We start from the raw sequence: 21,337 nt of genomic DNA, 5'->3' as shown, positions 1-21,337 counted from the left end.
AGAGTAAGAAATGACAAAGGTGGTGTAATCATTGGAGCAGTCCTGGGTGTTATCCATTCGTGACTTTGGAAAAATTAAGAGTGGTGAGATTGAAATTGCCCCGTTCATGTTATTTGTTGGTGAAAATAATAGCGGTAAAAGCTATGTAATGTCCCTTTTATGGGGTGTTTTAACAGAGGCCCGCAAACTGTTTCCAAATGATCCTCCTAGTAGTCAAGCGTATCGAGAGGTTGATCGGTTTATTGCCGCTTCTAATGGGCAGTCAACTCAGCTTGATAATGAAAAAGCAAAGATCTTCATCAACTGGTTTAATGATATATTGCGAGTGAAAAAAAGTGAATTAACGAAACGTATTTTTCAAAGAAAGATAGATATAGGTTCTTTGAGTATTGAACAGTTTCACCGTTCTAGACCATTGGAATTAAAATTTGATCATAAAGAATCGATCGAAGGAACAAGATATTCCAGCGGGCAGCATTATGTTCGGATTCCGTATTCTGACCGGAGCAAAGATCTCGCTACAGAGCGATATCGAATGGCAAAATATATTACGTGGAAATTATTAATGGATCAATTAAGTTCTCCGTTATATCCTACAGGAGAACGAACGTCAATGAAATCACGGGCGATTGGAGAAGCATTTTATTTACCGGCATCACGTACAGGGTTTATGCTAGCTTATAAAACGCTTGTGCAAGAGATGATGGAACAGGCTATTGACGGTGATATTGAGGGTGCGAATTTACAATTCACACTCCCTGTTTACCGTTTTTTGCAGGGATTGATTAGGTTGGATGAGAGCACATCATCATCTTATGAAGATATTGGGGAATTTATTGAGGAACAGATTCTTCAAGGGACGATGGGGCAGGAGAAAGGGATTATTCCTTCTTTTTTTTATCAGCCCCAAGGGAAAAAGAATAAGCTGCCATTATTTATTACATCTTCGCTTGTTACAGAATTATCTCCGCTTATTTTGTTTTTAAAGTCTAAAACAACATATAGGTCATTGTTCTTTGAAGAGGCAGAGGCCCATCTTCACCCACGGGTACAACGGATTCTTGCTGTTGCTTTGGTGAAGCTTGTCAATCGGAAAATGCCGGTTTGGCTAACGACGCATAGTGATATTCTTTTCCAACAAGTGAATAACTTGATGAAGTTAGCTGCTCATCCACGGAAGGAAGAATTAATGGCAGCAAGAGGTTATACGGAGGAGGATGTCCTTTATCCGGAGATGGTTCGGGCGTATCAGTTTCAATCAAGCAATAGACAAACGACGATTACAAAATTAATAGCAACTGAAAATGGGTTTCCGGCACAGACATTTAATAAAGTTATCATGGAATTAAATGAAGAAACGTATGCTTTTCAAGTAGGTGATGAAGATGAATAATCTTCAATATTTCGTCGCTAATTTCTATGAGCAAAATGATAAAGGATATGTAACGATCGTTGAAACGGAAAAACAAGGTGAAGCAGAGCTCACCGTTCATAGTGATAAACAAGCCATTTCTTTTCGCATTAAAGCTGGAAATGGCTTTACTTATTTGGCAATACCTAATACCCCAGATGGGTTGGTATTTGTAAAGGATGAAAACAATGATTGGACGCTTCATATTTTTGAATGTAAGAAAACCGTAACAGAAAAAAGCTGGGATAAGGCGAAAAAACAGTTTACCGACGGTATTCTTAATGCGCATATGCTTAGAGGATTGCTTAATATATCCAACTTTGCTTCGATTAAAGTGTATACCGTATTTAGGGAGGATAAATTACTAGAGAATACGCAAGACCCAAGCCTCCTTCGGCAGCAAGTAGGTGTTCGTATTGATAAGCCGCGCTTTATAGATTGGAAAGAACCCAATCTATCGATTCTTTGGTATGGGAAGGTAGAGCATACTCCGATTCGTTTAGATAGTAATGGGATTGGGGAGTTTAGGCTAGAGTGAAAACTTAACCCATGATTTACTGGATTGTCGCCCCTCTCGGGGCTTATGTATTTTTGAATGATAAAGTATATATCGTGGAGGTAGAAATAGATGAAGAAGGTAAGAAAGGCGATTATTCCAGCGGCTGGATTAGGAACTCGGTTTTTGCCGGCGACGAAGGCACAGCCGAAGGAAATGTTACCGATCGTAGATAAACCAACGATTCAATACATTATTGAAGAAGCGGTTGCTTCGGGGATTGAGGATATTATAGTTGTAACAGGTAGAGGCAAGCGGGCGATTGAGGATCATTTTGATAAATCATATGAGTTGGAAGAGACGTTGGCGAAGAAGGAAAAATGGGATTTGCTAAAGGAAGTGCAAGGTATCAGCAATTTAGCGAATATTCATTACATTAGACAAAAAGAACCTAAAGGGCTTGGGCACGCGATTGCATGTGCTAGTCGGTTCATTGGGGATGAGCCGTTTGCGGTGTTATTGGGGGATGATATTGTTCATTCACCAGAGAAGCCTGCTTTAAAACAGTTGATTGACGTGTATGAGCGGTTTAATTCGTCGGTTATTGGTGTGCAGCAAGTTCCGGATGAGGATGTATCGAAGTATGGGATTATTTCAATGACAAACGGCGAGATTGAGAGTGGTGTGTTTCGAATTCATGATTTGGTTGAAAAACCTAAGCTTGAGGAAGCCCCTTCCAACTATGCGATTATGGGACGGTATATTTTAAGACCGGAGATTTTTTATGTGCTCGATAATGTGAAGCCAGGAGCTGGTGGCGAGATTCAGTTGACGGATGCTATTAAGCTGTTGAATGAGCAACAGATTGTTGTGGCCTATAATTTCGAAGGGACACGACATGATGTTGGGGATAAGTTTGGGTTTATTAGGGCTACGATTGAATTTGCGTTGGAGAGGGAGGATTTGAGAGAGGAAGTTTTGGGGTATTTGAAAAAGGTTGTTGAAGTGGAGAAGGTTTTTTAGTTGGTTAGTGGTTAGTTGGTAGGGAGAGCCCCTTGCGGGGCTTGTTTTGTTTTTTATACGGTAATGGGGTTAGTGTGGAAGCCAGTTAGAATACGAATTTGCATTTCCAATGGGAAACCAAGGAGTAGTGTGATACGGATAATGAAGGAGATTATCAAACATATTACAGCAAAGGGTTTACTCTTATTGAATTACTAGCGGTGATTGTAATAGTAGGGATATTAATGTAGATAGCTATGTTATCTGTTATGGGTGTAACGGAACATGCACAAAAGGAAGCTTGTGAGGTTAATCGCTTGGAGCTTGGAGGGAATTATCGTGTACACTTGATTGTTGAAAGTAAAGTGCATACGAGTACTGCATTTAAGGAGTTTTTACTTGCTTTTGGCAATAAGATTTGCCCAGTTGACGGAGAAATCTCATATGTTAATGGCAAGGTTGAATGTAGTGTTCATTCTGTTAGTGCAGAGGATAGTAACGATGGTGATGACGGAGAGGTTCCGTATTTATGAAAATTAATGTTTAGTTTAAGTTGTTTGATCTAATGGGAAGATCTTTATAAGCGGCTGAGTGCTAACTCCTTTAATGTGTGATTGAACGGTAATGTGGAAGGCAGAATGGTGAATAGATGATTACTATATGTTGTGTGGTTTTTAGTGATAAATCAATAAAATATACAATATGGGGATTATATCTATTCCGCATAATGGTCTTGGGGTCACTATGGTGTAGATAAAATAGATAAAAAATGCCTTTTGTAAATATTTGGTTTGTGAAAACGTTGATTTAGCAGGCTTTTTAAGTAGGAATTTCCGAAAACGGATTGAATCCAAGGAAGTCAGAATGGTTAATAGATGATCATTATATGTCGTGTAAATATTAGTGGAAAACCAATAAAATATACAATATATAGATTTCGTCTATCACATATACTTGTCTTGGGAGCACTATGGAATAGATAAAAAGGCTATTTAGGGAAATATGGGTGCTAGAAACGTTGATTTGGTGGGCTTTTGTAGTAAGAATATTTTGAAGGTGGATTGAATGTACTTAAGGAACTGAGTATCGTAGTTAGATTAAGTGCTAGAAACCTTGTGGGATAAGGGTTTAGGGAGTTTTTAGTGAGAATTATAGATTGATTGAATGGTTTATATAATTAGGAAGAAACTTGGTTAAGGTACCTAAAACAGTGAATATCTATTTCGTATTTGTTAGGTAGATTGAATAGATATTACGAGGTGAGTATCAGATATGGATAATTTAGTATGTTAGTAGTTGGTTGGAAAGGGAGATTCATAAGTTCCAATTAAGTCCTAACAAACTAAATAAATAAGTGCTCTAACCTAAAACTTGAATAAAGTGAGGAAAATAAAATGATTGATACTGAATTAAGAAACATTCCATTCTCTCCGCCGGATATTACAGATGCGGAGATTGAAGAAGTCATAAAAGCAATGAAGTCAGGTTGGATTACAACTGGACCTAGAACTAAGGAACTTGAAAAAAGAATAGCTGAATATGTGGGTACAAACAAAGCTGTTTGTCTAAATTCAGCAACTGCAGCTATGGAGCTTACTCTCCGTATTTTGGGAATAGGACCAGGAGATGAGGTCATCACTTCAGCCTATACCTATACTGCATCTGCATCAGTTATCGAGCATGTTGGAGCTAAAATAGTATTAGTAGACACAGCACCAGACTCTTTTGAAATGGATTACGTTAAACTAGCTGATGCAATAACAGAAAAGACTAAGGCGATAATTCCTGTAGATATAGCAGGGAAGATGTGTGACTACGATACTATCTTTGAAATAGTAGAAAGTAAGAAAGATCTATTTAAGCCTAGCAATGAACTGCAGTGGTTGTTTAATAGAGTAATTGTTATGACGGATGCTGCACATGCTTTTGGAGCAGAGAGAAAGGGAATGAAATGTGGGCAAGTTGCTGATTTTACTTGCTTTTCTTTCCATGCTGTAAAGAATTTTACAACGGCTGAAGGTGGAGCGGTTGTATGGCGTAATGATCATGGTTTAGATGATGAATGGCTTTATAAGCAGTTCATGCTTTATAGCCTTCATGGTCAATCAAAAGATGCACTTGCCAAAACTCAAAAAGGTGCATGGGAATATGATATTGTTTATCCAGCCTATAAATGTAATATGACGGATATTATGGCTAGTATTGGTTTAATACAGTTAAATAGATATGAAGGATTGTTGGAAAGACGTAGAGAGATTATTGAGATGTATGATGAAGTACTCTTGCCATTAGGTATTCAAAGCCTTCAGCATTACGGTGAGGACTTCTCATCGTCAGGTCATCTTTACTTAGCGAGAGTACCAGAAATCACTGAAGAAAAAAGAAATGAAATTATTATTAAAATGGCTGAAGCGGGTGTTGCTTGTAATGTCCATTATAAGCCATTACCTATGTTTACGGCTTATATGAATTTAGGGTTTGATATTAAAGATTATCCAAATGCTCATAAACAGTATACTAATGAAATTACGCTTCCTCTTCATACACTGTTGAGTGATGAGGATGTAAACTACGTGGTTCAGAGTTTGAAAAAAGTATTAAATGAAGTTCAAGGTGGGTGACAAGATGTATAAGATTTTTTTTAAAAGAGTATTTGATTTAATCCTATCTTTAGTAGCCCTACCATTTTGGTTTATTATTCTAGTGATTATAGGGCCAATTATTTACTTTCAAGACAAAGGATCAATTTTTTATAATGCACCCCGTCTTGGTAAGAATGGAAAAGTATTTAAAATGTATAAGTTTCGTTCTATGAAAATGAATGCTCCTGATCTTAGGAATGAAGATGGGTCAACTTTTAATGCAGAAGATGATCCTAGGTTAACAAAGATCGGAAAGTTTATACGTAAAACAAGCCTTGATGAAACACCACAGCTGTTAAATATTATTAAGGGTGATATGAGTATTATTGGCCCTAGACCAGACTTGCCAGAACATCATGAATTATATGAGGATAATGAGGGAAGAAAACTTGAAATTAGACCTGGTGTTACGGGTTATAATCAAGCTTACTTTAGAAATACTGTGCCTTGGAAAGAAAGGATCCAAAATGATATTTACTATATCGATCATCTTTCCTGGTGGCTCGATGTTAAAATATTTTTCAAGACAGCCATATCAGTATTGAAGCGCGAAGATGTATATGTTAAAGAAAAGAGTACCAATTCAAATAAAAATACAGGTATAGGAATGTGAGGGGCATTTCTGTGAATAATCTTGAGAAAGCAGTGACATTTAATGAATTAAAGTGGGATACTGACTATTTTGGTGTAGCTAGTGCTAAAGCTATACTGCATAGGCCTCTTTCATTAAATGAATGGGATGAATTAAAAACTAGGTTTAAAGATTATCAGTTTATATCAATTGTCAATCAAAATTCTGAACCTTTTAATGCACAGTTGATTGGAAAAGATACATCAGCTTTCTTGGCAGATGTGAATATACAATTTGAAAAAAGAGTTTTTGGGATAAATGAACTGCCAAAAAACGTAACAATTCATTATTCACTAGAAAGAAATGAAAAAATTCTCGAAATAGCAGACTTTAAGTTCTCAAAGTTTACGGAGGATGCTGAATTGGCCAGAAGAGGCGGAGATCAAGTCTATCGACAATGGATTATTAATTCTTTTAAAAGGCAAGATAAATATCATGCTGTATCTAATGATGAAAATGGTAATATAAATGGTTTTGTACTCTTTTCATATTCCGATAATCAGTTTGTAATTGAGCTTATTGCTGTCTCTCAAAAGAAGTCTAAAGGTGGAGTAGGAACTAGTTTATTTAAAGCGGTAGAATATGTTGCACATCAACAAGGATGTAGTGAGATTAAAGTTGGAACACAAGTAAGGAACATTGTAGCAATTAACTTTTACCATAAAGTTGGTTGTAAACAAATAGAATCCCATCAAGTCTTTCATTTGTGGAATAATTAAATTCCAATGTTAAAGGAGAGTTATAATTGAAAAAAATAGCAATAATTACAGCATTTGTTGCATTACCTGGAGAAAAAGGTTATTCAAGATTTGAGTTTTTATCAAACTTTTTGTCAAACAATGGCTACGAAGTTGATTTGATTACGAGCACATTCCAACATTGGGAAAAGAAAAAAAGAGATATTGAGAGGGTCAATAGACTAGATACGAAATATAATATAGTTCTGATTGATGAACTAGGTTACCATAAAAATGTTGATTATAAAAGAATTTTAAGTCATCGAAAGTTCGCTCAAAATCTAAAAGATTACTTATATAAAGAAAAGAAGTATGATCTTATCTATTGTATTATTCCGGATAATCACATTGCAGTAACTGCCGCAGAATATTCAAAAAAACACAATATACCTTTTGTTATAGACGTTGAGGATTTGTGGCCAGAGGCCATGAAAATGGTTATTGATATTCCTATCATTAATGACCTGTTTTTTTATCCTTTTAAGTTGGATGCGAAGAAAGTGTATAAAATGTGTGATGCTGTTGTAGGTACTTCTGATGAATATCGTGATCGTCCGTTCAAAGATACTAATCGTAAAATTCCTAATATCACAGTTTATGTTGGAAATGAGATTAGTGAATTTGACGCTGGTGTTAAGAAATATTTATCTGAAATAGACAAATCAGATAATGAATTTTGGGTTTCATATGCCGGAAATATAGGCACAAGCTATGATATAAAAACTATGATTTTAGCATCTGAGGAATTAAAAAGAAGAGGATATAGTAATATCAAAGTAATGTTAATGGGAGGCGGACCCCTTAAAGAAGACCTAGAACAGCTGTCAAAGAGCATAAACTGTAATGTAGAGTTTGTAGGTTATCTACCTTATCAAAAAATGGCAGCTTATTTATCTAAATCAGATATAGTAGTAAACTCATTTGTAAAAAAGGCACCACAGAGCATAGTTACCAAGATAGGAGATTATTTAGCTTCAGGTAAGCCAATGATCAATACTTGTAGTAGTCCAGAATTTAAAAGTAAAGTTGAAAATGATGGATTTGGTGTAAACATAGAAGCTGAAGATGTAAACATCTTAGCGGATGCAATAGAAAATTTATATAACAATAAGGCGTTGTGTGAAGAGTATGGAAGAAACGCTAGAAAAGTAGCAGAAGAACAATTCGATAGGCCGAAATCTTATTTAGAGATTGTGAATTTAATTAATAAGTTATTAGAAGAGAACAGATAAATTAATAAGGAACATATTAATATTTTTTATAGGTACTGAAGGTTTTAAATTTTTCGAAGAACGAAGGAGTAAAAAATGAAAATCGTACATGTTGTGATAGGGAATTCTTATACTGATGGGTGGGCCTATCAAGAAAACCTATTACCCGAAGCACATTATAGACTTGGCCATAAGGTTACAGTAATTGCCTCTACGGAGAATTCATTAGAAAAAGAAAAAATCTACACTTCAGGTGAAGTTTATAATATTAATGGGGTAAAAATAATTAGACTAAAACCAGATAAGCAATTTTTAAATGCACGTTTTTCAATACATTCCAACTTATACAACAGTGTTGTACAAGAAAATGCAGACCTGATTTTTATTCATGGTTTAAATTTTCTTTCTTTGTCAATTGTTAAAAAGATCAAGGAGAGTAATCCAAAGTGTATTATCTTCGCAGACACACATGCCGATCAGTTTAATTCAATTCTAAGATATAAACTTGTCAATGAATTCTTAATTCATAAAGGTATTTGGAAGTTTGTTATTCAATCTAATATTTCATATATAGATAAGGTTTATTATACTTCATCTGCAACAAAGTCATTTGCAGAAACAATGTATAATATTCCTTCTTCAAAACTTACTTTTCTGCCTATGGGTGGAGATGTGACATCTAGGAAAATTGAAAATAAGATTGAAATTAAGAAAAAAGTGCGCGAGAAATATAAAATAATGGAGAATGATTTCCTTTTAGTGAGTGGCGGTAGGTTTGATCGAAGAAAAAATATAGATAAACTTCTATCTGCAGTTAAAAATATAGATAATTCTAATTTAAAAGTCTTGGTTTTTGGGAAATTTCAAGATGAAGCGTATGAAAAGGAAGTAAATGAAATCATTGGTTCAGATAAGAGAGTTAAATTTATTGGATGGCTTAGTTCAGAAGAAACAACAGACATTTTCCTTTCCGCAGACTTAGGTGTATTTCCGGGTACGCAGTCAATAATATGGAGAAACGCAGTTTCGTGCGGGTTACCATTAATATGTAGGTATACAATGGGAGCAGAACAAATTGATGTTAACGGGAATGCAATTCATATGTTTACAGATGATGTTTGGGCCTGGACACAGATGTTAGAAAATGTAATCACTATACCAGAATTTCTAGAGAAATTAAGGGCTCGTACTCTAGAATATGGAGTACCATTTTTTGATAATGAACGCATAGCACAATCAATAATGGATGATAGTATTAAAATTAGAAACACTGAAAAGATATGAGGAATATTTGATGAATTTTAGCTTTAGAAAAATAAAAAAATTAATCAAAGACTTTGGGACTTCAATAGTTGCAACGTTCTTAATGACGTTTGCATTACAATTTGTAGTTTATCCATATCTAGCTTTAATAAATTCCCCCACAGAGTATGGAATAATACTAACAGTAATGGGTGGAATTAATATAATAGTAGTTTCTTTGGCGACCTCCCTTAATAACGTAAGGTTAATCCAAAATGTTGAATACGAAAAGAAAAGCATCAAAGGTGATTTTAATTTATTATTATTAATCGCTGTTTTGTTTAGTTTATTAATAACTATTTGTATAGGTTTTTTCTTCTTTGATAACTTTAGTAATCTAACAATTGTATTACTTGTAGTTTTGGTTATATTGGCAATATTAAGAACTTATTATATGGTTTTTTATAGGGTTAAACTGGAATTTTTCAACAACATGATCTTTAGTTTGATTATTAGCATTGGTTACATTCTTGGGGCACTTCTTACTTCAATTACAAAGTATTGGCCAATAGCATTTTTAATTGGGGAATTATTTGGATGTATTTATTTATACTTTACAACTTCATTTTATAAAGAGCCCCTTTCACGTACGGTTAATTATAAGAGTACTGTTAATAAATACTTAATACTAATTGTAACAACATTAATAGGGAACCTAATACTATATCTAGATCGTTTATTATTATTTCCTTTCTTAGGTGGCGAGGCGGTGGCAACATACACAGTTGCTTCTTTTTTTGGGAAAAGTTTGGGTATGGCAATAATACCAATATCCGGTGTTTTACTAGCGCATTACTCACAAAAAAAATTTTCTATGACAAAAAAGTTCTTTTGGCAAGTTAATATCTTAGTGATAATTCTCTCTGTTTTTTTCTTTATTATTAGTATCTATACTTCTGAATGGGTTACAGGCTTGTTATATCCTAGTCTAATCGAAGAAGCAAAGCCTTACATAATAATAGCTAACTTGGCTGCTATTATTAATGTTACTGGTAATATTACACAACCAGCATTGTTATCTTTTTGTAAAACTTCATGGCAGTTAGTCATTCAAATTATTTATGGTGCAGCTTACCTTGGATTAGGGGTCCTTGGAATTAAAATGGGTGGTTTATATGGTTTTTGCTTGGCTGCAATAATATCAAATATAATTAGGCTTCTGTTAATGTATATAATCGGAACTTTTTCTAGTTTCTCAACTAGGTAAAATAAATTTCTAAAAAGTGTTTTTTCAGATTTTTACTCTTAAAAAAAGACCTCTTCTTGCTAAGGAGTTTATGACAGAGTAAAAAATATTCCTACAAGGAAGGAGCATTGTGGTGATGATAATAAAATGAAAAAAATAAATGAATTTGTATTATTTGTATTTTTTAAGGTTATATATGATTTCATTTATATCTTTATTACCACAGATATATTTGATTACATGAATAGTATATTAGTATTCAATATTTATAGATATATTATAAATTGGATAGTTTTTTTGTTGCTTCTTATATCTATTCTGTATTTTTTAAAGGATAATATTATGTCCTTTGTTTTAAAAAGTTTGTTTATTTTTTCCGCGATACCAACAATTTCTTTATACGGCTTAAAGGAAATGAATAATGAAGCATTTTTTTTAATGACATTATACTGGGGTGTTATGATTTGTTCATTTGCACTCATCCAAAATCTAAAAATATATAATGAAAATAAAAAAAGCAAAGATTGGTATAATAATTTTCGTTATACAAATATATTATTTGTTGGTTCGATAATAATGACTATTTTTTTATGGGGATTTTATGGCGATTTTAGAATACTTATATCTTTTTCAAATGTATATGATTATCGGTTAGCTTTAAGGGAAGTACAGATACCATCTTTCCTTCGTTATGCGATGTTATGGTTGGGAAATGTGTTTTTACCATATTGTTTTACAATATTTTTGCTATATAAAAAGGTTGGAAGAGCAATAATTACATTTAGCGGAGGTGTCATGCTTTTTTCAATCAATGGATTGAAATCTTGGCTTATCGTTTACTTTCTTATCGCGTGTATTTTTTTTATATATAAAAAAGGATATAGATTAAATAGATATACTGGGGTCTTATCTTTATTAGTAATTATGTATGGCTTAATAGCGATCATTATGTATATGGTTGGAGGATCTATATCATTGGTAGCTATGTATCATAGAGTTTTTTCTGTTCCTGCTGAAATTAATTATAACTATTTTACTTTTTTCTCTAATAATGAGGCATTATTACTTAGGGAAAGTATCCTAAGACATATTGCTAGTTCTCCGTACGCTATAGGTTCATCTTTTATTATAGGAGACTTATTTGGAGGAAATAGTACAACAAATGCTAATAATGGGATGTTTGGGGATGCATATGCGAATTTTAAAACAATAGGCATTTTAATATATCCTATAGTTTTATCTGTTATTTTTAAGATATTAGATAGTTTTACAAGAGATAGAGATACGCGAGTAGTTATAAGTATTTTATTAATACTTATATGGAACCTTATCAATGCTTCTTTCTTCATGTGGTTGTTATCGGGAGGGGTAGTAATCTTCCTTTTACTTTTTTATTTTGATAGGAAAAGGAATCTTATTCAATAGAAGACAGGAAATTGGATTTGGTTATTTTTGGAGATAAAATAAATCACTTAGAAAAAGGAGAGGAAAATGTAGTGACGAAAAAATATGATTATTTAATAGTTGGAGCAGGTTTGTTCGGATCTGTTTTTGTGTATGAAGCTACTAAAAGAGGTAAGAAGTGTTTGGTAATTGATAGAAGAAGTCATATTGGTGGAAATGTATATTGTGAGAATATTGAGGGGATAAATGTTCATAAGTATGGTGCTCACATATTCCATACGAGTAATAAAAGTATTTGGGATTATGTGAACCAATTTGTAGAATTTAATAGATATACTAATTCGCCAGTTGCTAATTATAATGGTGAAATCTACAATCTTCCTTTTAATATGAATACATTTAATAAACTTTGGGAGGTACGCACACCTCAAGAAGCTAAGAAAAAAATAGAAGAACAGAAGAATGAGGCGGGAGTAAAAGAACCTAAGAATTTAGAAGAGCAAGCAATCTCGTTAGTGGGAACTGATATTTATGCAAAATTAATAAAAGGCTATACAGAAAAACAGTGGGGCAGAAGTGCTACTGAATTGCCTGCTTTTATTATTAAAAGGCTACCTGTGAGATTTACGTATGATAATAACTACTTTAATGACAAATATCAAGGTATTCCAATAGGCGGTTATAATGTAATAATAGAAAAGATGTTAGAAGGTGCAGATATTCATCTGAATACGGATTTCTTTTCAAACAGAGATGAGTTAGAAGCACAGGCTGATAAAGTGGTGTTTACTGGAATGATAGATGAGTATTTTAATTATAGGTTTGGAAAATTAGAATATAGAAGTTTAAAGTTTGAAAGTGAATTATTGGATATAGATAATTATCAAGGGAATGCAGTGATTAACTATACTGATAGAGGTACACCGTATACAAGAATTATTGAACATAAACATTTTGAATTTGGTAATCAAGAAAAGACAGTTATAACAAAAGAGTATCCAGTAGATTGGAAGCAAGGAGATGAACCTTACTACCCAATTAATGACTCCAAAAATAATGAGGTCTATAAAAAATATAAAAATCTGGCCGAAAATCAAGAAAAGGTAATATTTGGTGGAAGGTTAGCCATGTATAAATATTATGATATGCATCAGGTAATTGGTGCTGCTCTTACTACAGTCGAAAATGAGTTTAAACAAAATTAATATAGAAAATCCATAAATTTACTTTTTTATTTTATTGAAAAGATGCAAACGATTCTTGTTATCACTAAATGGAAGTAGTTGTTGGTTTAGAATATCCGCCCAGGTTTTTATATTAGTTTTTTGATAATTAGAATCTGGAAACAAAAAGGAGAATTAATCTCATGAATATTGGCGTTTTAACAAACAATTTAAAAGAAAAATTACTAAATAAAACTGCAACACTTGGAGTTATAGGATTGGGTTATGTAGGTCTACCACTAGCTGTAGAAAAAGCAAAGGCTGGTTTTAAAACAATTGGATTTGATGTACAAGAATCTAAAATTAATATGGTCAACTTAGGTCAAAATTATATAGGTGATGTTGTAAATGAAGATCTTAAAGAAATAGTAGAATCAGGACTTCTTTCAGCAACTACTGATTTTGCACAAGTTGCCAAAGCAGACTGTGTATGTATTTGTGTACCAACTCCTCTTGATATGCATCAGCAACCTGACATTAGTTATGTTAAAGCATCTGCGGAGAGCATAGTACCTTATGTGCATAAAGATATGCTAATTGTTTTAGAATCTACTACTTATCCAGGGACTACAGAAGAACTTCTTAAACCAATTCTCGAAAAATCAGGACTAAAATGTGGTGAAGATTTCTATCTGGCATTTTCTCCAGAACGTGTTGATCCAGGTAATTTAATCTATAAGACTAAGAATACACCAAAAGTAGTTGGCGGGGTTACCTTGAAATGTACTGATGTTGCGGCCGCGCTTTACGAAAGTATACTTGAAGCACCGATTCATCGAGTATCATCACCTGCAATTGCAGAAATGGAGAAAATACTTGAAAACACTTATAGAAATGTAAATATAGGACTAGTTAATGAACTTGCCATTTTATGTAATAAAATGGGCATTAATTTCTGGGAAGTTGTTGACGCTGCGAAGTCTAAGCCATATGGATTTCAAGCATTTTATCCAGGACCAGGCTTAGGCGGACATTGTATCCCACTAGATCCATATTATCTTTCTTGGAAAGCACGTGAATATGGATTCCATACATCAATGATAGAATCTTCAATGATGGTTAATGACCGTATGCCTGAATATTGTGTTGAGAGAGCGAGTAAAATTTTAAACAGATATAAAAAGGCTATGAATGGCTCAAAAGTTTTAGTACTTGGAGTAGCTTATAAACAGGATATTGATGATTATAGGGAAAGCCCTGCATTAAAAGTAATTGAAGAACTCGAAAAAGAAGGAGCAGAAGTTGTGTACTATGATCCTTATGTAGTAGAGTATCGAGAACATGGTGTGGTGAAAAAAGGTGAATTGGAATTAACAGCTGAACTCATTAAGAGCGCTGATTTAGTAATTGTAACAACTGCACATACAAAAGTAGATTATGATTTTGTACAACAACATGCAAAGGCAATTTTTGATACAAAAAATGCGATGAAGCACGTGAAGAATAGAGAAAATATCGAATTGTTATAAGGAGAGACTATCATGAGTTTAAAATATGCCATTATAGGTTGTGGAAGAATATCACCTAACCATATTGCTGCTTCGATAAAAAATGAGCTTGATATTGTTGCCTTGTGTGATATAGTTCCCGAAAATATGGAGGATAAAATTTCAAAATTTAATCTTCCACAAACTATCGCAAAATACACTAACTATAAAGAGTTACTAGAAAAAGAGAAACCAGAGTTAATTGCAATATGTACCGAAAGTGGTAGGCATGCTCAAATTGCTTTAGATTGTATTGAAGCTGGTGCTAATCTTATTATTGAAAAACCAATTGCACTCTCACTTGAAGAAGCTGACCAAATCATTGCAAAGGCTAAAGAAAAAAATGTGAAAGCGAGCGCATGCCACCAAAACCGTTTTAATAAATCTATTCAAAAAATAAGAGAAGCAGTGGAAGAAGAACGCTTTGGCAGATTACTTCATGGAACGGCTCATATCCGTTGGAACAGGGGAGAAGATTACTATAAACAAGCTCCTTGGCGTGGAACTTGGGAACAAGACGGCGGAGCACTAATGAACCAGTGTATTCATAATATTGATTTATTACGTTGGATGATGGGCGACGAAATTATTGAAGTTGTCGGAATGACAGATAATTTAAAGCATAATTTTATTGAAGCGGAAGACTTAGGGTTGGCTTTAATTAAGTTTGCTAATGGTAGCTACGGAATTGTTGAAGGAACAACAAATATCTATCCTCAGAATCTAGAGGAAACATTATATATATTTGGGGATAAAGGTACAGTTAAGGCTGGTGGAAAGTCTGTTAATATAATTGAAGAGTGGCACTTTGCTGATAATCTTGATAATCCGGAAGAAGTTAAAGAGAAGTATCATGAAAATCCACCTAATGTATATGGATTCGGACACATTCCACTATATGCTGATGTTATTGATGCTATTAAGAATGATAGGGAACCATATGTTTCAGCAGAAGATGGAAGACGAGCATTGGAGTTGGTACTGGCAATATACAAGTCGGCCGCAGAGGGTAAAAGTGTCAAGTTGCCATTAGAAAAGTGTAATACTTTAGACTTTAAAGGGCGGTTTGGTAATGGAAAATAACAAATATGTTAGAAATATAAAGGCAACAATTCTACTAACTTCAGCAGGAGGTCTGACAGGGATATATTTGAGTAAACATTTAAGAAAAAGCCAATTATATAGAATTATCGCAATAGATATGTCAGAAATAACCCCACTAAGTAAATGGGCGGATGCTTTTTATGTAGTTCCATCAGTAAAAGATAAAGAGTATATTCCTTCTGTTCAGCAAATTGTCTCTAAGGAAAAGGTAGATATAATCATTCCTGTTACGTCTTACGATGTAAACATATATAGCAAAAAAAGTATTCAAGACAAGTTCCAAAATGTTAAGATGCTGGTAATGAATAATCAAGATAATGACATTTTTAGTAATAAAGAGACTTGCTATAAATATTTAAGCGAATTTGGTATTAGGACACCCGAAGTATATCATTCAATAGATGATGCGGTTTTTCCCTGCATTTTAAAGCCTGTAGTCGGTTCAGGAAGTAAGAATACCGTTAAAATAGAAAATATCAAAGATTACAATTATTGGTCCGATAAAGTAAAAGATCATATTTTAATTGAGTATCTAGCAGGGGAAGAGTATACGGTAGATTGCTTATTTAATAATAATGGAAAATGTCTAGGGGCAAATGTAAGAGAGAGAATCAAAACAACTGGGGGCGGTGCTACAATAACTCGTAATGACTACACCCAAGATATAAAAGAAATTATTAAAATCTTAGAGAACACAAGGAAAATTAAGGGGCCTGTGAATTTCCAATTTAAGAGGTTGAATACAGGCAATTGTTGTATATTTGATTTTAATACTAGATTTGCCTCTGGTGGACTTCCATTAACAGTAAAATCGGGATTTGATATACCGAATAAGTTGATCCAATTATTATTAAATGAACAAGTAGAAGCGTGGTATCCTCAACAATCAAATAATAGTTTAACAATGATTAGGTACTATGAGGAGTATTTTGAGAACCTATGATGAAAAAAACTGCATATGTAGATTTTGATGGTACTGTTGTTGATGTAATGCCGCGATATCATGGGATATTGGAATCATATCTAAAAAAAGATAATCTTATAGAATTAGATTACACGGAATATTGTTTTCTTAAAAGAAAAGGAATTAAAGATCATGAAATTGTTTATAGGCTTTGTAATGGTTTAAAAATTGATATAGAAAGCTATCTTGAATTTAAAAGACCCAACTTGGAAAGTTCGTTTTGGTTAAAAAAAGATATTATTATCGGATCGCCTAAGGATGCCTATAACAAATTAAAATGCCTGGGTTATAATGTAGTATTATTAACGCAACGAAATTATGAAAAGCGTTTATTACAACAGGTAGCAGGTCTTGGCTTGGATAATTGTTTTGATGAAGTTCTTGTGGTTAAGCCGTTATTAAGGGGAAACGCAAAATTAAATGTACTAAAAGATAAGATTAATAGTGAAGATATAATTATTGGTGATAGTAAAATAGAAATGGAATGTGCTGATTTTCTTTATATAAATGGCTTTTTTGTTGAATCTGGGTTATGGGGAACTACATTTGCAGGTGAAAAAAGCTTAATTTTTAAAACATATAATTTGGTTGTGGATTTTTTACTACAATCTTCTGGAAAAATTAACAGTAGGATGTGAACAAGTTGGAGTTCAGAGACCTAAAAGCTCAGTATGGAAAATATAGACAGGGAATTGATACTGCTATACAAGAAGTAATTAATAATGCAAATTTTATTGGTGGTAAAGAAGTAAAAGAGTTGGAAGGACAATTAGCTGACTACGTAGGGGTTAAATACTGTATATCTTGCGCCAACGGAACAGAAGCAATGACTTTAGTAATGATGGCTTGGGATATTAAGGAAGGAGATGCGGTATTTGTACCCGATTTTACGTTCTTTTCCACTGGCGAAATTGTTTCCTTTAGAGGTGCGACACCTGTTTTTGTAGATGTAGATAGGGAAACGTTTACTATTGATACAATTAAATTAGAAAAAGCAATTATAAGAACAATTAAAGAAGGAAAATTAACACCAAAAGTAATTATACCTGTTGATTTATTCGGCCTACCTGCAAACTTTTATGAAATAGTTAAAATTGCAAAGAAATATAATTTATTAGTATTAGAGGATGCGGCTCAAGGTTTTGGTGGAAATATTAACGGAAAAAGAGCATGTAGTTTCGGAGATGCAGCCACTACTTCATTCTTCCCGGCTAAACCTCTGGGTTGCTATGGAGATGGAGGGGCAATTTTTACAGATGATGATAACTTGGCTACCTTATTGAAATCATTAAAGATTCATGGAAAAGGCGAAGATAAATACGATAATGTAAGGATTGGGGTTAATTCAAGGCTGGATACAATCCAAGCAGCGGTGTTAAAAGTGAAGCTAAAAGCATTTATTCATAATGAATTGGAAGATGTAAATAAAGTATATCAATTATATACTGAAAGATTACTTAGAATTGTTGAAACTCCTTTTATACCAGATGGTTTTTATTCGAGTTTTGCACAATATACTATTAAACTTAAAAATAAGGAACAACGGGATGGATTACAAGCAAAACTAAAAGAGCACGGAATTCCTAGCATGATTTATTATGTTAAGCCAATGCATAAACAGGGAGCCTTTTCTTATTTGAATTATGATGAAGATTTTGAAGTAACTAATGAGTTGTGTGATACAGTGTTATCGTTGCCAATGCATCCTTATTTAAGTGAAGAGGATGTAGAAAGCGTATGTGAAGTTATTAAAGACTATTTAGTTTAAAAACATGTTATATGTAAAAGAAATAGGATCAATTAAAAGGGTTGTTTAATAGCTTTTTGTGAACTGCTCTCCAAAAATTAAATGATAGTAGTAAAGTAGCTCCTTTTGTATTTACTAAACCTTTCCTTATAATAGTAAATATATGATAATGTAAAAAAAGGAGGGGAAACATGTCTATATTAGTAATCGGTGGGGCAGGTTATATTGGATCCCATGCAGTAAAGCATTTTTTAGATAAAAATGAAGATGTAATTGTTGTCGATAATCTGCAGAGTGGCCATAGAGCTGCGGTTGACGTAAAGCATTGTTATGAAATTGATATTAGAGATGAGGAAGCTTTAGGCAAGGTCTTTAAGACTCATAATATCGAAGCAGTGATTCACTTTGCAGCAAATTCCTTAGTGGGCGAAAGCATGGAAAAACCATATGAATACTATCATAATAATATATATGGCATGATGTGCTTATTAGGTATTATGAAGCAAAATAATGTTAACAAAATTGTATTTTCTTCTACAGCTGCTACTTATGGAGAACCTAAAAATATCCCTATCCTTGAAAAAGATGAAACCAACCCTACCAACACCTATGGCGAAACAAAGCTAGGGATGGAGAAAATGATGAAATGGTTTGATCAAGCTTATGGCACTAAATATGTGTCTTTAAGATACTTTAATGCTGCAGGGGCACATGAAAGTGGAATTATTGGTGAGGATCATGACCCAGAAACCCACCTTATTCCTCTAATTCTACAGGTACCTCTTGGTCAAAGAGAAAAGATTTATATGTTCGGAGATGATTATCCTACAGAAGATGGTACATGTATAAGGGATTATATTCATGTAATGGACTTGGCTTCTGCTCATTATCAATCATTAGAATACTTAAGAAAAGGCAATCCAAGTGAAATTTTTAATTTAGGTAACGGAAATGGTTATTCAGTCAAAGAAGTAATTGATGTAGCAAGAAAAGTGACGAATCACCCAATTCCAGCAGAAGTAAAAGAGAGAAGAGCGGGAGATCCGGCAATTTTAATTGCTTCATCTGAGAAAGCAAAACGTATCTTAGGTTGGAGACCACAGTTTGATTCATTAGAGAAAATCATAACTGATGCATGGACTTGGCATAAGAATAATCCCGAAGGTTATTCATCAAAATAACTTCTATAGCCACTTAAATACTTACCCGCTAGGCTAATTGCTCGGCGGGTATATTTGTCATGCTTATTTTTTATTCATTTAATATCTGTTCGTCAATAATTTTACCCTCTTCTAGATCGATAAACATGGCAGTAACTTTTAATCGTAACAATCTAGGGGGATATTTAAGTACTAGCTCATATATTTTCTCATCGCTTACTACTATTGTATATTTGGTAATATCGTCTTTGTCGTATACAGCCAATTTACCGTAAGTTCTCCATATTGTTTCTCGTGCACGCATATCATATCTGAAATGCTTGTCATTGTCTTCCCGTGTTCGAAAAAATCTATAATCAATATGCCATTCTTCTTTCCCTTTTTTAGCCACAATATCTCCGATATTAGAACCTTTTCTATTACGCTCAACACTCCAACCATCTATGATCAATTTAGGTGTGACTGTTGCAATAAACAATTCTTCTGCTTCTCTATGTTCAGTCATAAAACTAGATTTGCTATTAATATATCCAGCCTTATCCATAAGCTCTTCATAAGGGATTTCTAAGATCGGGGCAATGGCTCTTAATACATCGGGTGAGATTTTTTGCCTTTCGCCAGTTTCAATTCTGCTGATTTCCGCATTATGATTACGGCCAAGAGATTTTACCACCCTTGCCATCTTTTTTACCACCGTTTGCCAAGGAATTTACCAAGCTCCGCCATCATCTTTACCAATATACATAAAAGCCCTACAAGATTATTAAAATATTAATCTGTAGGGCTTTTAAACCCCATCAATTATCTAGAGGTATTATTGAAGTAGTCGAAGATTAATTTCCTAGACCCTTTATCAATAGCTTGCTCAGTCCAGTAATGAGGAAGAGGTTTCTCCCCATCAGCACTTAAGAGCTTTTCTTTTAGTTCCAAGGGAAATGGAGCCCAGCTTTTGTAACCTTTCCAGTAATAGTATTCTTCAATTTTTTGAATTTCTTTCTTAGTCAATATGGCCATTATGTCATTACCTTCCTAACCCATGACGTTCACGCATTGAAACTTCTCCATCTAGTAAAATCTGATAGGAGTCATGGATAATGCGGTCCAATATTGCTTCCGCAATCGTTTCATTTCCTAGCTTAATATGCCACCCAGTGGGGTCAATTTGTGAACAGAAAATAGTAGAACCAACTTTATGACGAGCCTCTGTGATTTCTAGTAAAATAGCTGCTTCATCAGTTGATAAATCTGTTAACAGCCATTCATCAAGTATGAGTAAATCTACTTTTGTATATTTTTTGATGCTCTTGCGATAACTTCCGTCAGCTGCCAATTTGGCGAGTGTTAATTCATCAAGTAATTCTGGTAAACGAATGTATTTGACATTATAGAATTGTCGGCAAGCAGATATACCGAATGCAGTTGCTAGGAATGATTTCCCTGAACCAGTGGGTCCCTTTAAAATGATGTTGTGACTATTATGAATGTAGGTACCGCTAGCCAGTTTGAGTATCAATGCTTTATCTAATCTCCGATCCTCATGGTATTCCAAGTCTTCAATACATGCCTTGGAGTTTAAAAAAGTCGCTGTTTTGATTAAGCGTTCAAGCTTATGTAACTGCTAAACTATTAT

19 protein-coding genes and 2 pseudogenes are annotated in these 21,337 nt (G+C 33.7%); 19 read left to right on the top strand and 2 right to left on the bottom strand.

What is annotated here, in order from left to right:
• Positions 1–31 precede the first annotated feature (31 nt).
• From BAZO_RS19845 to galE, 19 genes and pseudogenes are all read left to right on the top strand, one after another.
• Positions 32–1,393 carry an AAA family ATPase gene (locus BAZO_RS19845; RefSeq protein ID WP_003333278.1) on the top strand — a complete coding sequence of 454 codons (1,362 nt, stop codon included), beginning with the start codon at positions 32–34 and terminating at the stop codon, positions 1,391–1,393.
• Positions 1,386–1,949, top strand: a complete 564-nt coding sequence (locus BAZO_RS19840) for a hypothetical protein (RefSeq protein WP_003333277.1) — start codon at positions 1,386–1,388, stop codon at positions 1,947–1,949. The genes BAZO_RS19845 and BAZO_RS19840 overlap by 8 nt, the downstream gene beginning before the upstream one ends.
• Positions 1,950–2,039: 90 nt before the next feature.
• A complete protein-coding gene (gene galU, locus BAZO_RS19835; RefSeq protein ID WP_003333275.1) occupies positions 2,040–2,930 on the top strand; it encodes a UTP--glucose-1-phosphate uridylyltransferase GalU in 891 nt (296 codons plus the stop codon).
• A 170-nt stretch (positions 2,931–3,100) separates the two neighbouring features.
• A pseudogene (locus tag BAZO_RS23475) lies at positions 3,101–3,160 on the top strand (prepilin-type N-terminal cleavage/methylation domain-containing protein); the annotation flags it as partial.
• 6 nt (positions 3,161–3,166) lie between these two features.
• Entirely contained in the window at positions 3,167–3,442 is a 276-nt protein-coding gene (locus tag BAZO_RS19830) for a hypothetical protein (RefSeq protein ID WP_003333274.1), read from the top strand.
• 861 nt (positions 3,443–4,303) lie between these two features.
• Positions 4,304–5,530: a DegT/DnrJ/EryC1/StrS family aminotransferase gene (locus tag BAZO_RS19825; RefSeq protein WP_003333273.1), complete on the top strand. Its 1,227-nt coding sequence runs from the start codon at positions 4,304–4,306 to the stop codon at positions 5,528–5,530.
• A gap of 4 nt (positions 5,531–5,534) precedes the next feature.
• Entirely contained in the window at positions 5,535–6,164 is a 630-nt protein-coding gene (locus tag BAZO_RS19820) for a sugar transferase (RefSeq protein WP_003333272.1), read from the top strand.
• Between the two features lie 11 nt (positions 6,165–6,175).
• Entirely contained in the window at positions 6,176–6,901 is a 726-nt protein-coding gene (locus tag BAZO_RS19815; protein ID WP_003333271.1) for a GNAT family N-acetyltransferase, read from the top strand.
• Positions 6,902–6,927: 26 nt separating this feature from the next.
• Complete coding sequence (locus tag BAZO_RS19810; RefSeq protein ID WP_003333270.1) at positions 6,928–8,151, top strand: glycosyltransferase family 4 protein; 1,224 nt, start codon at positions 6,928–6,930, stop codon at positions 8,149–8,151.
• 75 nt (positions 8,152–8,226) lie between these two features.
• Positions 8,227–9,414, top strand: coding sequence for a glycosyltransferase family 4 protein (locus BAZO_RS19805; RefSeq protein ID WP_003333269.1), 1,188 nt, complete (start codon positions 8,227–8,229; stop codon positions 9,412–9,414).
• Positions 9,415–9,424: 10 nt separating this feature from the next.
• Entirely contained in the window at positions 9,425–10,639 is a 1,215-nt protein-coding gene (locus tag BAZO_RS19800) for a lipopolysaccharide biosynthesis protein (protein ID WP_003333268.1), read from the top strand.
• A gap of 126 nt (positions 10,640–10,765) precedes the next feature.
• Positions 10,766–12,043, top strand: a complete 1,278-nt coding sequence (locus BAZO_RS19795; RefSeq protein ID WP_003333267.1) for an O-antigen polymerase — start codon at positions 10,766–10,768, stop codon at positions 12,041–12,043.
• A 71-nt stretch (positions 12,044–12,114) separates the two neighbouring features.
• Entirely contained in the window at positions 12,115–13,227 is a 1,113-nt protein-coding gene (gene glf / locus BAZO_RS19790; protein ID WP_039957830.1) for a UDP-galactopyranose mutase, read from the top strand.
• A 161-nt stretch (positions 13,228–13,388) separates the two neighbouring features.
• Positions 13,389–14,714 (top strand): nucleotide sugar dehydrogenase, encoded by a 1,326-nt coding sequence (locus tag BAZO_RS19785; RefSeq protein ID WP_003333265.1) that lies wholly within the window; start codon positions 13,389–13,391, stop codon positions 14,712–14,714.
• Positions 14,715–14,726: 12 nt separating this feature from the next.
• Positions 14,727–15,815, top strand: a complete 1,089-nt coding sequence (locus BAZO_RS19780; protein ID WP_003333264.1) for a Gfo/Idh/MocA family protein — start codon at positions 14,727–14,729, stop codon at positions 15,813–15,815.
• Positions 15,805–16,779 (top strand): ATP-grasp domain-containing protein, encoded by a 975-nt coding sequence (locus BAZO_RS19775; RefSeq protein ID WP_003333262.1) that lies wholly within the window; start codon positions 15,805–15,807, stop codon positions 16,777–16,779. The genes BAZO_RS19780 and BAZO_RS19775 overlap by 11 nt, the downstream gene beginning before the upstream one ends.
• Complete coding sequence (locus BAZO_RS19770) at positions 16,776–17,438, top strand: HAD family hydrolase (protein ID WP_003333261.1); 663 nt, start codon at positions 16,776–16,778, stop codon at positions 17,436–17,438. The genes BAZO_RS19775 and BAZO_RS19770 overlap by 4 nt, the downstream gene beginning before the upstream one ends.
• Positions 17,439–17,443: 5 nt before the next feature.
• Positions 17,444–18,568, top strand: a complete 1,125-nt coding sequence (locus BAZO_RS19765; protein ID WP_003333260.1) for a DegT/DnrJ/EryC1/StrS family aminotransferase — start codon at positions 17,444–17,446, stop codon at positions 18,566–18,568.
• Between the two features lie 170 nt (positions 18,569–18,738).
• On the top strand, positions 18,739–19,728 hold the full coding sequence (gene galE, locus BAZO_RS19760) for a UDP-glucose 4-epimerase GalE (RefSeq protein ID WP_003333259.1): 990 nt from the start codon (positions 18,739–18,741) through the stop codon (positions 19,726–19,728).
• Positions 19,729–19,798: 70 nt separating this feature from the next.
• Here galE and BAZO_RS21355 read toward each other — a convergent pair whose 3' ends face one another.
• Entirely contained in the window at positions 19,799–20,389 is a 591-nt protein-coding gene (locus BAZO_RS21355; protein WP_003333258.1) for a helix-turn-helix domain-containing protein, read from the bottom strand.
• 339 nt (positions 20,390–20,728) lie between these two features.
• Positions 20,729–21,319, bottom strand: a pseudogene (locus tag BAZO_RS19745) (ATP-binding protein); the annotation flags it as partial.
• Between the last annotated feature and the right edge of the window lie 18 nt (positions 21,320–21,337).

Source organism: Schinkia azotoformans LMG 9581 (assembly GCF_000307855.1).
Classification (GTDB): Bacteria; Bacillota; Bacilli; order Bacillales; family Bacillaceae_J; genus Schinkia; species Schinkia azotoformans.
Note: the sequence above shows the minus strand (reverse complement) of the source record. Positions and strands in the feature narration are given on the sequence as shown.

Coding starts and splice junctions, on each gene's coding strand:
- BAZO_RS19840 (WP_003333277.1), top strand. CDS start 1,386: ATGAATAATCTTCAATATTTCGTCGCTAATTTCTATGAGCAAAATGAT.
- galU (WP_003333275.1), top strand. CDS start 2,040: ATGAAGAAGGTAAGAAAGGCGATTATTCCAGCGGCTGGATTAGGAACT.
- BAZO_RS19830 (WP_003333274.1), top strand. CDS start 3,167: ATGTTATCTGTTATGGGTGTAACGGAACATGCACAAAAGGAAGCTTGT.
- BAZO_RS19825 (WP_003333273.1), top strand. CDS start 4,304: ATGATTGATACTGAATTAAGAAACATTCCATTCTCTCCGCCGGATATT.
- BAZO_RS19820 (WP_003333272.1), top strand. CDS start 5,535: ATGTATAAGATTTTTTTTAAAAGAGTATTTGATTTAATCCTATCTTTA.
- BAZO_RS19805 (WP_003333269.1), top strand. CDS start 8,227: ATGAAAATCGTACATGTTGTGATAGGGAATTCTTATACTGATGGGTGG.
- BAZO_RS19800 (WP_003333268.1), top strand. CDS start 9,425: ATGAATTTTAGCTTTAGAAAAATAAAAAAATTAATCAAAGACTTTGGG.
- BAZO_RS19795 (WP_003333267.1), top strand. CDS start 10,766: ATGAAAAAAATAAATGAATTTGTATTATTTGTATTTTTTAAGGTTATA.
- BAZO_RS19785 (WP_003333265.1), top strand. CDS start 13,389: ATGAATATTGGCGTTTTAACAAACAATTTAAAAGAAAAATTACTAAAT.
- BAZO_RS19780 (WP_003333264.1), top strand. CDS start 14,727: ATGAGTTTAAAATATGCCATTATAGGTTGTGGAAGAATATCACCTAAC.
- BAZO_RS19775 (WP_003333262.1), top strand. CDS start 15,805: ATGGAAAATAACAAATATGTTAGAAATATAAAGGCAACAATTCTACTA.
- BAZO_RS19770 (WP_003333261.1), top strand. CDS start 16,776: ATGATGAAAAAAACTGCATATGTAGATTTTGATGGTACTGTTGTTGAT.
- galE (WP_003333259.1), top strand. CDS start 18,739: ATGTCTATATTAGTAATCGGTGGGGCAGGTTATATTGGATCCCATGCA.
- BAZO_RS21355 (WP_003333258.1), bottom strand. CDS start 20,389: ATGGCAAGGGTGGTAAAATCTCTTGGCCGTAATCATAATGCGGAAATC.